This window comes from Paraburkholderia aromaticivorans, from assembly GCF_012689525.1.
GTDB classification, from domain to species: Bacteria; Pseudomonadota; Gammaproteobacteria; order Burkholderiales; family Burkholderiaceae; genus Paraburkholderia; species Paraburkholderia aromaticivorans_A.
Window position 1 is genome coordinate 1,965,322 of sequence record NZ_CP051515.1, and the last position, 13,578, is coordinate 1,978,899.

The following is a 13,578-nucleotide window of genomic DNA, read 5'->3' on the forward strand; positions in this document are numbered from 1 at the left end:
GGAGCAAGTCATGGCGGTATTCGCAACGCAACGACTCTATATCGGCGGCGTGTACGTCGACGCCACCAGCGGCGAAACCTTCGACACGCTCGACCCCGCCACCGGCGAGACGCTCGCGAGCGTGCAGCAGGCCTCGGCAGCCGACGTCGATCGCGCGGTACGATCCGCGCAGGAAGGTCAACGCGAATGGGCCTCGCTCACGGCCATGCAGCGTTCGCGCATTCTGCGCCGCGCGGTGGAGTTGCTGCGCGAGCGCAACGACGAACTCGCCGCGCTCGAAACGCGCGACACCGGCAAGCCGATTGCGGAAACGCTCGCGGTGGATATCGTCACCGGCGCGGATGTGATCGAGTACTACGCGGGGCTCGCCACTGCGATAGAAGGACAGCAGATTCCGTTGCGGCCCACCTCGTTCGTCTATACGCGGCGCGAACCGCTCGGCGTTTGCGCGGGCATCGGCGCATGGAACTACCCGATCCAGATCGCGTGCTGGAAGTCGGCGCCCGCGCTCGCGGCCGGCAACGCGATGATCTTCAAGCCGAGCGAGATCACGCCATTGTCGGCGCTGAAGCTCGCCGATATCTATACCGAAGCCGGCGTGCCCGCGGGCGTGTTCAACGTCGTGCAAGGCGACGGACGCGTCGGCGCGATGCTCGCCGCGCATCCGGACATCGAGAAAATTTCCTTTACCGGCGGCGTGGAAACGGGCAAGAAAGTGATGTCGATGGCGGCCGCGTCGTCGCTGAAAGAAGTGACGATGGAACTCGGCGGCAAATCGCCCCTGCTCGTATTCGACGATGCCAATCTAGAACGCGCCGCCGACATCGCGATGAGCGCCAACTTCTTCAGCTCCGGCCAGGTGTGCACCAACGGCACGCGTGTGTTCGTGCAACGCGGCGTGCTCGAACGCTTCGAGGCCCTGGTGCTGGAACGCGTCAAACGCATTCGCGTGGGCGCGCCCACTGATGCCGATACCAACTTTGGTCCGCTAGTGAGCGCAGTGCAATTGCACAAAGTACTGGGCTACATCGAAAGCGGCAAGCAGGAAGGCGCGCGGCTCCTGGCGGGCGGCAAGCGTCTCACCGAAGGCCACTTCGGCAACGGCCAGTATGTCGAGCCGACAGTTTTTGCCGACTGTCATGACGACATGCGCATCGTCCGCGAAGAAATCTTCGGGCCGGTGATGAGCATCCTCGTTTTCGACGACGAAGGCGAAGCCATCGCGCGCGCGAACCGCACCGCTTATGGCCTCGCCGCAGGCGTCGTGACCGAGAACCTGGCGCGCGCGCATCGCGTGATTCATCGGCTGGAAGCAGGTATCTGCTGGATCAACACGTGGGGCGAATCGCCCGCGGAAATGCCGGTGGGCGGGTACAAGCAATCGGGCGTCGGGCGCGAAAACGGCATCACCACGCTCGAACACTACACTCGCATCAAGTCCGTGCAGGTCGAACTCGGCCCGTATCAACCGGTGTTTTGAGGAGAGCTGGCGATGGCTGCGAACGAATACGACTACATCATCGTGGGCGCGGGTTCGGCGGGTAACGTGCTCGCCTCGCGCCTGACCGAGGACGCGGACGTGACCGTGCTGCTGCTCGAAGCAGGCGGCCCCGACTACCGCTTCGATTTCCGCACGCAGATGCCGGCCGCGCTCGCCTTTCCGCTGCAAGGCCGCCGCTACAACTGGGCGTACGAAACGGACCCCGAGCCGCACATGAACAACCGGCGCATGGAATGCGGGCGTGGGAAAGGGCTCGGCGGATCGTCGCTGATCAACGGCATGTGCTATATCCGCGGCAATGCGCTCGATTACGACGGCTGGGCCGCGCATGCCGGACTGGAAAACTGGACCTATCTGGATTGTCTGCCGTATTTCCGCAAGGCCGAAGCGCGCGATGCGGGCCCGAACGCGTACCACGGCGGCGACGGTCCGGTGCACGTGACCACCAGCAAGCCCGGCAACAACCCGCTCTTTGCCGCGATGGTCGACGCCGGTGTGCAGGCCGGCTTTCCGCGCACCGACGATCTGAACGGCTATCAGCAGGAAGGTTTCGGCCCGATGGATCGCACGGTCACGGCGAACGGCCGGCGCGCCAGCACGGCGCGCGGCTATCTGGATCGCGCGAAGACGCGGCCGAATCTGACCATCGTCACGCATGCCGTGACGGATCGCGTGCTGTTCTCCGGCAAGCGCGCGGTCGGCGTCGCGTATTTGCATCATGGCAATGCGGTGAAGGCGCAGGCACGCCGCGAGGTGCTGGTGTGCAGCGGCGCGATCGCCTCGCCGCAATTGCTGCAGCGCTCGGGCGTGGGTCGCTCGACATGGCTGCGCGACCTCGACGTGCCGCTCGTTCACGATCTGCCAGGTGTCGGCGAGAACCTGCAGGACCATCTGGAGATGTATATCCAGTACGAGTGCAAGGAGCCTGTTTCGCTTTATCCGGCGTTGCAGTGGTGGAATCAACCGGCTATCGGACTCGAATGGATGGTCAAGGGCATGGGCATCGGCGCGAGCAACCAGTTCGAGGCAGGCGGTTTCATCCGCACGCGTGACGACGATTTGTGGCCCAACATCCAGTATCACTTCCTGCCGGTCGCGATCAACTACAACGGTTCAAATGCCATCAAAATGCACGGCTTTCAGGCGCACGTCGGTTCGATGCGCTCGCCGAGCCGCGGCCGAGTGAAGCTCACGTCGCGCGATCCGAACGCGCATCCGAGCATCCTGTTCAACTACATGGCCGATCCGCTCGACTGGCGCGAATTCCGCGACGGCATTCGCATCACGCGCGAGATCATGCGGCAACCGGTGCTGGACCGGTATCGCGGCCGCGAACTGAATCCCGGCGCCGAGCTGACTACCGACGAACAGCTCGACACTTTCGTGCGCATGCGGGCGGAGACGGCGTTTCATCCGTCGTGTTCGTGCAAGATGGGCTACGACGATATGGCCGTGGTCGATAGCGAGGGCCGCGTGCACGGCATGGAAGCGCTGCGCGTGGTGGACGCGTCGATCATGCCGCGCATCACGACCGGCAATCTGAACGCGCCGACCATCATGCTGGCGGAGAAGATCGCCGATCGGATTCGCGGACGTGAACCGCTGGCGCGAGTGGACACGCCCTACTTCGTGGCGAATGGCGTGGCGTCGAGAAAGCGCGAAATCGCGACGGTTTGACACCGCTGTCTGCCCACAAGTTTTTCTTTACCCTCGCGCAAGTTATCCTCGATTGTCAGCGTCTGGCAAAAGTTGGATAGTGCGGCCTCAAGGCGCTCCGAGTGATTGTGGAGCGCCTCCGCCGACAGACATTCAAGGAAACGCGAGAGATGAAGTTCAGAGCCCTCAGCCTCACGGCGACCGTAGTCTTTGCGTTAGCCGCTCCCATGAGCCACGCAGCCGATACCACGCAAGACAGCATCAAACGGACGGTCGACGCGGCGATCCAGCCGCTCATGGCGAAAGACGGCATTCATGGCATGGCGGTCGGTATCATCGTCGGGGGCAAGCCTTATGTGTACAACTACGGCGTGGCGTCGACGGAAACCGGCAAGCCCGTGACGCGCGACACGCTGTTCGAACTCGGCTCGATCAGCAAGACCTTCACGGCGACGCTGGCTTCGTATGCGCAGGTCAGCGGCGATCTTTCCCTGTCGGATACGACGAGCAAGTATTTGCCCGTGCTTCAGGGCAGTCAGTTCGGCAACGTGAAGCTCGTCAATCTGGGCACGCACACGCCCGGCGGGCTGCCCTTGCAGGTGCCGGACGAAATCCATAACGACGACGAACTCATGCAGTATTTCAAGGCATGGCAGCCCAGTTGCGCAACGGGCACGTGCCGGACTTACGCTAATCCCGGCATCGGCACGCTCGGGCTGATCACGGCAAAGAGCATGGGGCAGGATTTCACGGCGTTGATGGAACGGCGCATGTTTCCCGCGTTGGGATTGAAGAACAGTTATATCGACGTCCCGACAGCGCGGATGCCGGATTACGCGCAAGGCTATAAGAAAGACGGCGCGCCGATCCGCATGGCGCCCGGCGTGCTGTCCGCCGAAGCCTATGGCGTCAAGTCCACCGCCGCCGACATGACGCGCTTCGTGCAGGCCAACATGAATCTGCTTCAACTCGATGCGAAGTTGCAGCGCGCGATCACGGAAACGCACACCGGCTACTTCAAGGCAGGTGTGTTGACCCAGGATCTGATCTGGGAGCAATACGCGTATCCGGTCGCATTGAAGACGTTGCTGGTGGGCAATTCGTCGGCGATGGTTTTGAAGGCGATACCCGCTGTTGAAATCAAGCCGCCGCTCGTGCCTCGTTCAGATGTCTGGATCAACAAGACCGGTTCGACCAATGGGTTCGGCGCTTATGTGGCTTTCGTTCCCGAGAAACAGTTGGGCATTGTGATGCTTGCCAACAAGAACTTCCCGAACGAGGATCGGGTGGCTGCTGCCTATAAGATTTTGACGGCGCTTGCTGAGTCCGCGCGTTGAATAGGGGCGACTCGATCATGAACAGCTTGCGTTGCGTGCCGTTGATCGCTGCGGTTCTTATGAATCTGCCTTCGGCTAATGCCGGCGAAAAAGCGCCTGATGCCAAAGAGACCGTGGTGCTTCAACGCGTCCCCGTTCCGGGAACGGACCGCGAAATGGGCATGGGCATCGCCGAATTCCCACCCAATGCGGCCAAGCCGAAGCACAAGGCAACCGGGCCGGAGGTCGCCTATGTGCTCGAAGGCGAAGTCACGGTGCAGGTCGAGGGGCGAGCGGCGCAAGTCGTTCACGCCGGCGAGAGTTACCGGATGCCGGCGAATGTTGTCCATGTAACGACTGCCGGACCGGTGGGCGCGAAAGTGCTGGCGACGTGGGCTTGGGTGCCTGGGAAGCCGTTTAATATTCGCGTGCAGAATTGAACGACCAAGGGTGCAGTTCAACGGACTGCACCTTGAGTCACGCGCTCACTCCCGCACCGGACTCAACACCCCCCGCGCATCCGTTTCAACCGCTTCCGACACCAGCGTCTCGAGCGCCAATCCACGCGTCTCGATGCCAAGGATCCACACCGCCGCCGCCGCGATCACAAAACACATCGCGCCGAGCGAGAACACGCCGCCCTGGCCAAACATCGGCAACACCACGCCCACCACGTAAGGCCCGATCAGCGAACCGACGCGGCCGATTGCCGACGCGAAACCCGAACCCGTCGCGCGCGCACCGGTCCCGTACAGTTCCGGCGTATAGGTGTACAACACCGCCCACATCGCAAACAGGAAGAACTGCATCGCCAGCCCAGCGCAGATCAGCAAGGTCGGCGTCTGCGCATGTAGCGCCGTTTGTCCATAGACGTAGGCCATTACCGCGCTGCCCGCGAGCGACGCGATGCAAGTCGGTTTACGCCCCCAACGTTCGACCAACCACGCCGCGCAAATAAACCCGGGAATCCCACCGAGTGAAATCAGCACCGTGTACAACACCGACTTCGTCACCGCAAAGCCTGCCTGCTGCATCAATGCGCCGAGCCACGAAGTCAGCCCATAGAAACCGAGCAGCGCGAAAAACCACAGCGTCCACACCATGATCGTGCGACGCCGGTAAGCCATACTCCAGATCTCACGGAACGCCCCCGTACTTTTCGCGGCCGGCGGTTCTGCGAGCATGACAGGCGCGCGCAACTGACTCAGCCCGGCCGCTTTCATCACCTTCACTTCGATCTCGGCGAGAATCTTGTCCGCTTCACCGAGACGTCCGCGATGTTCGAGCCAGCGCGGCGATTCCGGCACGACGCGGCGCACGATCAGCACGAATACAGCGGGAATCGCGAGCAGCGCAAACTCCGTGCGCCAGCCGAAGGACGGTAAGACGAAGTACGACACCACGCCCGAGGTAATGAAGCCAAGCGGCCAGAAACCGTCCATCAGTGCAATCAGGCGGCCGCGCGACGCAGCCGGCACGAACTCCGACAACAACGTCTGCGCGATCGGAAACTCCATGCCCATGCCGAAGCCGAGCAGCACGCGATAGAAGATCAACCCTTCGACGCTCTGTGCCGTCGAGCACAAATACGACGCGAGTCCCCACAACACCATGCTCCACTGAAACACAGGCCGGCGTCCGAAACGATCCGCCAGCAATCCCGCGATCGCCGCGCCGATCACCATGCCGAAGAAACTCGCGCTGGCCACCAGCCCGGCCGTTGCGGTCGATAAGCCGAATTCCGTCTTGATCGAACCGAGCACGAAGGTCATCGTGCCAAGATCGACGGAATCGAAAAAGAACGCGATGGCGATGATGATGAAAATGGTCCGGTGATAACCGGAGAACGGCAGTCGTTCGAGTCGTGCGGCGGCGCTCGCGCGCGGCGGATAGGCGGTGGACATGTCATCCCCTGGTTAATGCGGCGAGTGCCGCGTGGGTACTCCGAGGTGTTTTCAGTAGAAGCCGACATAAATCGGCCACATAGAAGAAATACGTCATCGGGATGGAACGGGCGCGTCGTTCCTTCCATGCAGGTCGCGAGGCTCAGGGCCGCAAACGCGCCCGTGCAGCGCCGGCAATGCGCGAGAGCGCATCCGCGCTCAGCCGTGCGGCGATTCTTTCGACGTATTCATGATGACGCGCCTGCAACGGCGCGCCGAGTTGCTGCGCGAGGAGATAGCGGATCAGCGCGATGCGCCGATGCCGCAGCACGATGCTCTGGTCGAGCAACGCAAGCGCGGCATGGGCATCGCCTTCGTGGCACGCCCGCTCGGTGAGGCGCGCGGTGGCTAGACGTGTCGACGTCATGGCGAATATCGAGGATGAAACGCGCGAGCGGTTCGAACAGGACCGCTCGCTGCGCCTTACGACATCAGCGGCTCGGCCGCGTCGAGCATCATTTTCACGAAATAGTCCGCAAAGCTGCGTCGCACGACGATGTCGAAGCTGCTCGCGCCGGTGGGCAGCAACGTCATCGATGCCTTGAAATAGTGGCTCTGCGCGCATTGCCCTTCGCCGAACAGCTTGGGATGCAGATCGAGCGGACAACCGCGCGACAGCACTTCACGCGTGCGCGTGCCGCTGATTTCGAGCACCGTATAGCCGCTGCCGATATCCACTGCCGACGCGAACACGCCCGCGAACGCCGCGCCGAGTTTCGCCTGCAACGGCGCGGTACGCGTCGCGTCGTGCGCCGTGGCCGAGCGCACCAGCCACTCGTCCGGGCCGAGCCACATCACGTCGTAGCCGTTGCCGCGCGCCACCGTGTTCGCCTTTTCAGGCGGACGGCAGCCGAGCACACTTTCAAAGGCGCGCACGAACGCGGCGTCACGCGTATCGCCGCGCACGTTCACGAGTTCCAGAAACGGCCGCTCGTTCAATCTGAACGTCGCGTTTGCCGTCGCCTGATGCTTCTTCAGCAGCGCGTCCGTGCCCACCAGCGGCGACTCCTGCCACACGCCGGTCTGCTTGCCGACAGCACGATCCACGACCGACGCCGTCCCTCTCGTTTCATTCCACATGTTGACGTGCTCCTTCGCTGTCGTAGAACACCGAACTGGTGACCTTCGCTGCAATCTGTTTGCCGCTCGAAAGCGGAATCGTGACCGTTTCGCCGATCTTGTCGAGACCGCCCTTGACGACCGCCATCGCGATCGAGCGCTTGAGGATCGGGCTGTAGTAGCTCGACGTGACATGGCCGAGCATCGCCGCCGTCTCGCCCTGGAATGGGCCCGCGACGATCTGCGAACCCTCGGGTATCACGAACGACGGATCGTCCGAGAGCAAGCCGACCAGTTGTTTGCGCCCTGCCTTCGCGGTGTCCGAGCGCGTCAGCGAACGCTTGCCGAGAAAGTCCTTCGACTTCGCGACGAGCCCGCCCATGCCGAGGTCGTACGGCGTCATCGAGCCGTCCGTATCCTGGCCGACGATGATATAGCCCTTCTCCGCGCGCAGCACGTGCATGGTTTCGGTGCCGTACGGCGTGATGTCGAATTCCGCGCCCGCCGCCATCAGCGCTTCCCACACCGCGCGCCCGACGTTGGCCGGCACGTTCACTTCATAAGCCAGTTCGCCCGAGAAGCTGATGCGCATCACGCGTGAGGCCGCGCCCGCCACCGTGCCTTCGCGATAACTCATGAACGGAAACGCCGCGTTCGCGAAGTCGATGTCCTGGCAGACCTTCTGCAGCACCTTGCGGCTGTTCGGACCGACCACGGCGAAAGTCGCCCAATGATCCGTCACCGACGCGAGCCGCACGCGCATGTCCGGCCATTCGGTTTGCAGCCAGCGTTCGAGCCACGTCAACACGCGCGCCGCGCCGCCGGTGGTGGTCGTCATCATGTAGTGCTGGTCGGCGAGGCGCACGGTCACGCCGTCGTCGAAGATCATGCCGTTTTCGTCGAGCATCAGACCGTAGCGGCACTTGCCGACCTCCAGCTTGCTCCACGGATTCGTGTAGACCCAGTTCAGCAGCTTCGCCGAATCCGGGCCCTGAATGTCGATCTTGCCGAGCGTGGAGGCGTCGAGAATACCGACGCTCGTGCGCACCGCAAGCGATTCGCGCGCCACCGCCGCGTGCATGTCTTCGCCCGCCTTCGGGTAGTACCACGGACGCTTCCAGTTGCCCACATCCTCGAAAGCCGCGCCGTTTTCCACGTGCCATTCGTGCACCGCCGTCTTGCGCACCGGATCGAGAAATTCACCCAACTCGCGGCCGGCAAACGTGCCGAAGGTGACGGGCGTGTAGTTCGGACGGAAGGTCGTCGTGCCGGTCTCGGGAATCGTCTTGCCGAGCGCCTGCGCGAGAATCGCCATGCCGTTGATGTTGCCGAGCTTGCCCTGGTCCGTGCCGAAACCCATCGCCGTATAACGCTTGACGTGCTCGACCGATTCGAAGCCCTCGCGCGCCGCGAGGAAAATATCCGCGGCCGACACGTCGTTCTGGAAATCGATGAACTGCTTCGGCCCGCGCGTAGCCAGTTCGCGGCCGCCGACCAGCCAGAGCGGCTGCATCTTCGCTTCCGTGATCTCGGCCACCTGCACGGGATTCGGACGCGCGACGATAAAGCCCGCCGCGCGGGCCGCCTCGACGCCGGCATCGACCGCAAAACGGATGCCCTGGCCCAGCGTGAAGTCGCCGGCACAGGCGCCGACGCTCGTCTCCGGCTGCATCGCCTTGCCCGGCACGAAGCAGGCCTTCTCGTCATGCCAGTGCGCCTTGCCGCCCGATTGCGCGAACAAATGCAGCACCGGGCTCCAGCCGCCGGACATCGCGAGCAGATCGCAAGAAAGTTCGCTCTGCTTCGCACCGATCTGTCCGTTCGAATACGACGCGACGTCCACCGAGGCCACGCGCAGTTTGCCGTGCGCCGCCGTGATCACGACACCGTTCAACACTTTGACGCCGTATCGGCGTGCCAAAGCGGGCAGCGTGCCCTTCGACTCGCTTGCGCGCGGATCCACCACCGTCACCTGGGCGCCGGACGCTTTCAGATCGAGCGCGCATTGATAGCCGTCGTCGTTATTGGTGAACACCACCGCGTTGCGGCCCGGCAGCACCGCATAGCGATGCAGATAGGTCGACACGGCCGACGCCAGCATCACGCCCGGCAGATCGTTGTTGCCGAACACGATGGGACGCTCATGCGCGCCCGTCGCGAGAATCACGCGTTTCGCGCGGATCTTCCACATCAGCTCGCGCGTGCCCTTGCGCTGCGACACCGGCAGATGCTCGGTGAGCCGCTGCGTCACCGTCACGAGATTGTGGTCCTGATAGCCGAATGCCGTGCTGCGGCACAGGATCTTCACTTCGGGCATCTGCCGCAGTTCGTCTTCGATTTTCTGCACCCAGTGCAGCGCAGGCTTGCCGTCGATCTCCGCGCGGCACGACAGCAGCGAGCCGCCGAGTTCCGGCTGATCGTCGACCAGCGTCACGCGCGCGCCGGACAACGCGGCGGCATGCGCGGCCGCGAGGCCGGTCGGGCCACCGCCCACCACCAGCACGTCGCAATGTGCAAAGCACTTGTCGTAGCGGTCCGCGTCCGTGTGTTCCGGCGCCTTGCCGAGACCGGCGGCGTCGCGGATCACTTCTTCATACTTCGGCCAGAATTTGCGCGGCCACATGAAAGTCTTGTAGTAGAAGCCCGCCGGAATGAAGCGCGCGAACTTCTGGTTGACCGCCATGCGGTCTTTCTCGATGCTCGGCTTCGCGTTCACGCTAGTGGCGACGAGCCCTTGATACAACTCGACTTCGGTCGCGCGCGCGTTCGGCACCGTGTACGCGCCGGTTTCGAGTTGCACGACGGCATTCGGCTCTTCCACACCCGCCGTGACGATGCCGCGCGGCCGGTGATATTTCCAGCTACGCGCGACGAAATGCTCGCCGTTCGCGAGCAGCGCCGAAGCCAGCGTGTCGCCCTGATAGCCCTGGTACTGGCGGCCGTTGAAGGTGAACGTCAGCGGCTGGGCGCGATTGATGCGGCCGCCGTTGGGGAGTCGGTCTTTCTGGCTCATGATGCCTTGCCCTCTTGTGCCTTGTTTTGTGCTTTGGCGTCAGTGCTGTCCATCACGAGCAAAGGCCGCTCAAATGTTTCGTAGCCCTGGATCTCGTAGCTCACCGTTTCGCGCTGCGCCTTGAACCAGCGGCGGCAGCCTTGCGTGTGCATCCATTGCTCGCGATGCACGCCGCGCGGATTCTTGCGCATGAACAGGTAGTCGCCCCATTCCTTGTCGGTGAGTGTGTCGGTGTCGAGCGGACGGGCAATGTCCGCTTCGCCGCCGCAGGAAAATTCGGTTTCGGCGCGGGGCCCGCACCACGGGCATTCGATCAATAGCATCTGGTTTTCCTCGTCGCAATGCGTGGTGTTAGTGGGCAACAGCGGCGGCGCCGTGTTCGTCGATCAGGTGGCCGGTATAGAAACGCTCCAGCGAGAAAGCCGCGTTCAACGGATGCGGCTCATCCTTCGCAATGGTGTGCGCGTAGGCCCATCCGGAACCCGGCGTCGCCTTGAAGCCGCCCGTGCCCCAACCGCAATTGAAATACAGCCCCTTCACGTCGGTCTTGCTGATAATCGGGCACGCATCCGGCGATACGTCCACAATGCCGCCCCACTGTCGGTTCATCCGCACCCGCGAGAACACCGGGAACATTTCGACGATCGCTTCGAGCGTGCCTTCGATAATCTGGAAACTGCCGCGCTGACCAAAACCCGTGTACTGGTCCACACCCGCGCCGATCACCAGATCGCCCTTGTCGGACTGGCTGATATACGCATGCACCGCGTTCGACATCACCACGGTGTTGACCACCGGCTTGATCGGCTCCGACACCAGTGCCTGCAACGGATGGCTCTCCAGCGGCAGCCGCACGCCGGCCATGTCGGCGAGCGTCGAGGTATTGCCCGCCGCTACGATCGCGACTTTCTTCGCCTTGATGAAACCCTTGGTGGTGTCCACGCCGATCACCTGGCTGCCGTTGCGGCGAATGCCCGTGACCTGGCAGTTCTGCACGATGTCGACACCGGCCTGATCCGCGCCGCGCGCGAATCCCCAGGCCACCGCATCGTGACGCGCCACGCCGCCGCGACGCTGGATCGACGCGCCGAGCACCGGATAGCGGCTGTTCAGATTGATGGTCGGCTCGATTTCCTTGATCTGCGCGGGCGTGAGGAATTCGGCGTCCACGCCGTTCAGCCGGTTCGCATTCACGCGGCGCTCGGTGTCGCGCACGTCTTGCAACGTGTGCGCGAGGTTCATCACGCCGCGCTGGCTGAACATGACGTTGTAGTTCAGATCCTGCGAGAGCCCTTCCCACAGCTTCATCGCTTTTTCATAGAGCGCGGCCGACTCGTCCCACAGATAGTTCGAGCGCACGATGGTCGTATTGCGCGCCGTATTGCCGCCGCCGATCCAGCCCTTCTCCAGCACGGCGATGTTGCGCACGCCGTGTTCCTTCGCGAGGTAATACGCGGTGGCGAGACCGTGGCCGCCGCCGCCGACGATCACGACGTCGTATTCACGTTTGGGCTCGGGGCTCTTCCACTGTCGCTCCCAGTTCTCGTGATACGACATCCCGTTGCGCAACAGGCTGAATATCGAATAGCGGCTCATCGTGGGTCCTTGTTGGTGCTGTCTTGACTAATGCTTCGTATTTGATAAAAAGCGGGATTCAACACTCGATCACGTTCACGGCCAACCCGCCGCGCGACGTCTCCTTGTATTTCGTCTTCATGTCGGCGCCGGTTTCGCGCATCGTCTTGATCACGTTGTCGAGCGACACGTAATGCTGGCCGTCGCCCTTCATTGCCATGCGCGCGGCGTTCAGCGCCTTGATCGCACCCATCGCATTGCGTTCGATGCACGGAATCTGCACGAGTCCGCCGACCGGATCGCAGGTCATGCCGAGGTTGTGTTCCATGCCGATTTCGGCGGCGTTTTCGACTTGCGTGGGCGTGCCGCCCATCACGGCGGCAAGCGCCGCGGCGGCCATTGAGCACGCCACGCCCACTTCGCCCTGGCAGCCCACCTCGGCGCCGGAAATCGACGCCGTTTCCTTGTAGATGATGCCGATCGCCGCGGCCGTCAGCAGGAAGTTGACGATGCCCTCGTCGTTCGACGCATGCATGAACTTCACGTAGTAATGCAGCACCGCGGGAATCACGCCGGCTGCGCCATTGGTCGGCGCCGTGACGACGCGCCCGCCCGCCGCGTTTTCTTCGTTGACGGCCATCGCGTACAGGTTGACCCAGTCGAGCATGGAGAGCGGATCGCGCAGCGATTCTTCCGAGCGCGAACGCAATTGTCCGCACAGGTCGGCGGCGCGGCGCTTCACGTGCATCGGACCAGGCAACTCGCCACGCGCCTTGCAGCCGCGTTCGACGCAAGCGGCCATGGCGCGCCAGATCGCCAGCAAGCCTTCGCGCACTTCCTGTTCGGGACGCGCCGCGCATTCGTTGCGCAGCGTGATCTGGGCGATCGACAAACCGGTCTCGCGGCATACGCGCATCAGATCGTCGCCGGTACGAAACGGATACGGCACGTCCGCGCCGGCGCGCACGCCGTTCACGCGATCGCCTTCGCGATTCACCACGAAGCCTCCGCCGATCGAGTAATACTCCTTCTCCACCAGCAGTTGGCCGTTTTCGTCGAAGGCCTGAAAGCGCATGCCGTTCGGATGCACGATGCCCGAACCCGGCGCACCCGGCATCAGCTTGCGGAAAAAGCCCAGATGCTCGCGCTCGTCGAATCTCACGGGATGCTTGCCGAGCAGCACCAGTTGTTTGGTCGCGCGGATCGTCTGCAGGCGCGGCTCGATCAGGTCCGGGTCGATAGAATCGGGCAAATTGCCTTCGAGTCCCAGTAGCACCGCCTTGTCCGTGCCGTGCCCCTTGCCGGTCGCGCCGAGCGAGCCGAACAGGTCGACCTTCACGGCGCGCACGAAGCCGAGCAGATTGGCGTCTTCGATATGCGAAGCGAAGCGGCATGCAGCGATCATCGGCCCCACGGTGTGCGAGCTTGAAGGACCGATACCGATCTTGAACAGATCGAAGACGCTGACGTTCATGGCGTGCCTTGTGCGTTGCGATGCCTTGGGTGGATTGGCCT

Annotated in this window: 11 protein-coding genes; 4 read left to right on the plus strand and 7 right to left on the minus strand. The window is 63.1% G+C overall.

Going from position 1 to position 13,578, the window contains the following annotated elements; all coding sequences use genetic code 11:
* The first annotated feature begins 10 nt into the window (after positions 1-10).
* From betB to HF916_RS20655, 4 genes are all read left to right on the plus strand, one after another.
* Positions 11-1,480: a betaine-aldehyde dehydrogenase gene (gene betB, locus HF916_RS20640; protein WP_168790692.1), complete on the plus strand. Its 1,470-nt coding sequence runs from the start codon at positions 11-13 to the stop codon at positions 1,478-1,480.
* Positions 1,481-1,492: 12 nt separating this feature from the next.
* Entirely contained in the window at positions 1,493-3,178 is a 1,686-nt protein-coding gene (gene betA / locus HF916_RS20645; protein ID WP_168790693.1) for a choline dehydrogenase, read from the plus strand.
* Positions 3,179-3,327: 149 nt separating this feature from the next.
* Positions 3,328-4,494 carry a class C beta-lactamase gene (ampC, locus tag HF916_RS20650; protein WP_168790694.1) on the plus strand — a complete coding sequence of 389 codons (1,167 nt, stop codon included), beginning with the start codon at positions 3,328-3,330 and terminating at the stop codon, positions 4,492-4,494.
* A 17-nt stretch (positions 4,495-4,511) separates the two neighbouring features.
* Complete coding sequence (locus HF916_RS20655; protein WP_168790695.1) at positions 4,512-4,913, plus strand: cupin domain-containing protein; 402 nt, start codon at positions 4,512-4,514, stop codon at positions 4,911-4,913.
* A 45-nt stretch (positions 4,914-4,958) separates the two neighbouring features.
* Here the strand turns inward: HF916_RS20655 and HF916_RS20660 are convergent, their stop codons facing one another.
* From HF916_RS20660 to HF916_RS20690, 7 genes are all read right to left on the minus strand, one after another.
* On the minus strand, positions 4,959-6,377 hold the full coding sequence (locus HF916_RS20660; protein ID WP_168790696.1) for an MFS transporter: 1,419 nt from the start codon (positions 6,375-6,377) through the stop codon (positions 4,959-4,961).
* 142 nt (positions 6,378-6,519) lie between these two features.
* Entirely contained in the window at positions 6,520-6,783 is a 264-nt protein-coding gene (locus tag HF916_RS20665) for a hypothetical protein (RefSeq protein WP_168790697.1), read from the minus strand.
* A gap of 56 nt (positions 6,784-6,839) precedes the next feature.
* Positions 6,840-7,496: a sarcosine oxidase subunit gamma gene (locus tag HF916_RS20670; RefSeq protein WP_168790698.1), complete on the minus strand. Its 657-nt coding sequence runs from the start codon at positions 7,494-7,496 to the stop codon at positions 6,840-6,842.
* Positions 7,486-10,488, minus strand: a complete 3,003-nt coding sequence (locus tag HF916_RS20675; protein WP_168790699.1) for a sarcosine oxidase subunit alpha family protein — start codon at positions 10,486-10,488, stop codon at positions 7,486-7,488. Before HF916_RS20675 ends, HF916_RS20670 begins: the two co-directional genes overlap by 11 nt.
* A complete protein-coding gene (locus tag HF916_RS20680; RefSeq protein WP_168790700.1) occupies positions 10,485-10,811 on the minus strand; it encodes a sarcosine oxidase subunit delta in 327 nt (108 codons plus the stop codon). The genes HF916_RS20675 and HF916_RS20680 overlap by 4 nt, the downstream gene beginning before the upstream one ends.
* A 28-nt stretch (positions 10,812-10,839) precedes the next feature.
* The gene (locus HF916_RS20685; protein ID WP_168790701.1) at positions 10,840-12,084 is read right to left on the minus strand and encodes a sarcosine oxidase subunit beta family protein; all 1,245 of its coding nucleotides are present in this window, start codon (positions 12,082-12,084) and stop codon (positions 10,840-10,842) included.
* A 58-nt stretch (positions 12,085-12,142) separates the two neighbouring features.
* Positions 12,143-13,537 carry an L-serine ammonia-lyase gene (locus HF916_RS20690; protein ID WP_168790702.1) on the minus strand — a complete coding sequence of 465 codons (1,395 nt, stop codon included), beginning with the start codon at positions 13,535-13,537 and terminating at the stop codon, positions 12,143-12,145.
* Positions 13,538-13,578: the final 41 nt, after the last annotated feature.

Bases quoted from the DNA above. Each gene is read 5' to 3' on its own strand.
- betB (WP_168790692.1), top strand. From the start codon at position 11: ATGGCGGTATTCGCAACGCAACGACTCTATATCGGCGGCGTGTACGTC.
- betA (WP_168790693.1), top strand. From the start codon at position 1,493: ATGGCTGCGAACGAATACGACTACATCATCGTGGGCGCGGGTTCGGCG.
- ampC (WP_168790694.1), top strand. From the start codon at position 3,328: ATGAAGTTCAGAGCCCTCAGCCTCACGGCGACCGTAGTCTTTGCGTTA.
- HF916_RS20655 (WP_168790695.1), top strand. From the start codon at position 4,512: ATGAACAGCTTGCGTTGCGTGCCGTTGATCGCTGCGGTTCTTATGAAT.
- HF916_RS20660 (WP_168790696.1), bottom strand. From the start codon at position 6,377: ATGTCCACCGCCTATCCGCCGCGCGCGAGCGCCGCCGCACGACTCGAA.
- HF916_RS20665 (WP_168790697.1), bottom strand. From the start codon at position 6,783: ATGACGTCGACACGTCTAGCCACCGCGCGCCTCACCGAGCGGGCGTGC.
- HF916_RS20670 (WP_168790698.1), bottom strand. From the start codon at position 7,496: ATGTGGAATGAAACGAGAGGGACGGCGTCGGTCGTGGATCGTGCTGTC.
- HF916_RS20675 (WP_168790699.1), bottom strand. From the start codon at position 10,488: ATGAGCCAGAAAGACCGACTCCCCAACGGCGGCCGCATCAATCGCGCC.
- HF916_RS20680 (WP_168790700.1), bottom strand. From the start codon at position 10,811: ATGCTATTGATCGAATGCCCGTGGTGCGGGCCCCGCGCCGAAACCGAA.
- HF916_RS20685 (WP_168790701.1), bottom strand. From the start codon at position 12,084: ATGAGCCGCTATTCGATATTCAGCCTGTTGCGCAACGGGATGTCGTAT.
- HF916_RS20690 (WP_168790702.1), bottom strand. From the start codon at position 13,537: ATGAACGTCAGCGTCTTCGATCTGTTCAAGATCGGTATCGGTCCTTCA.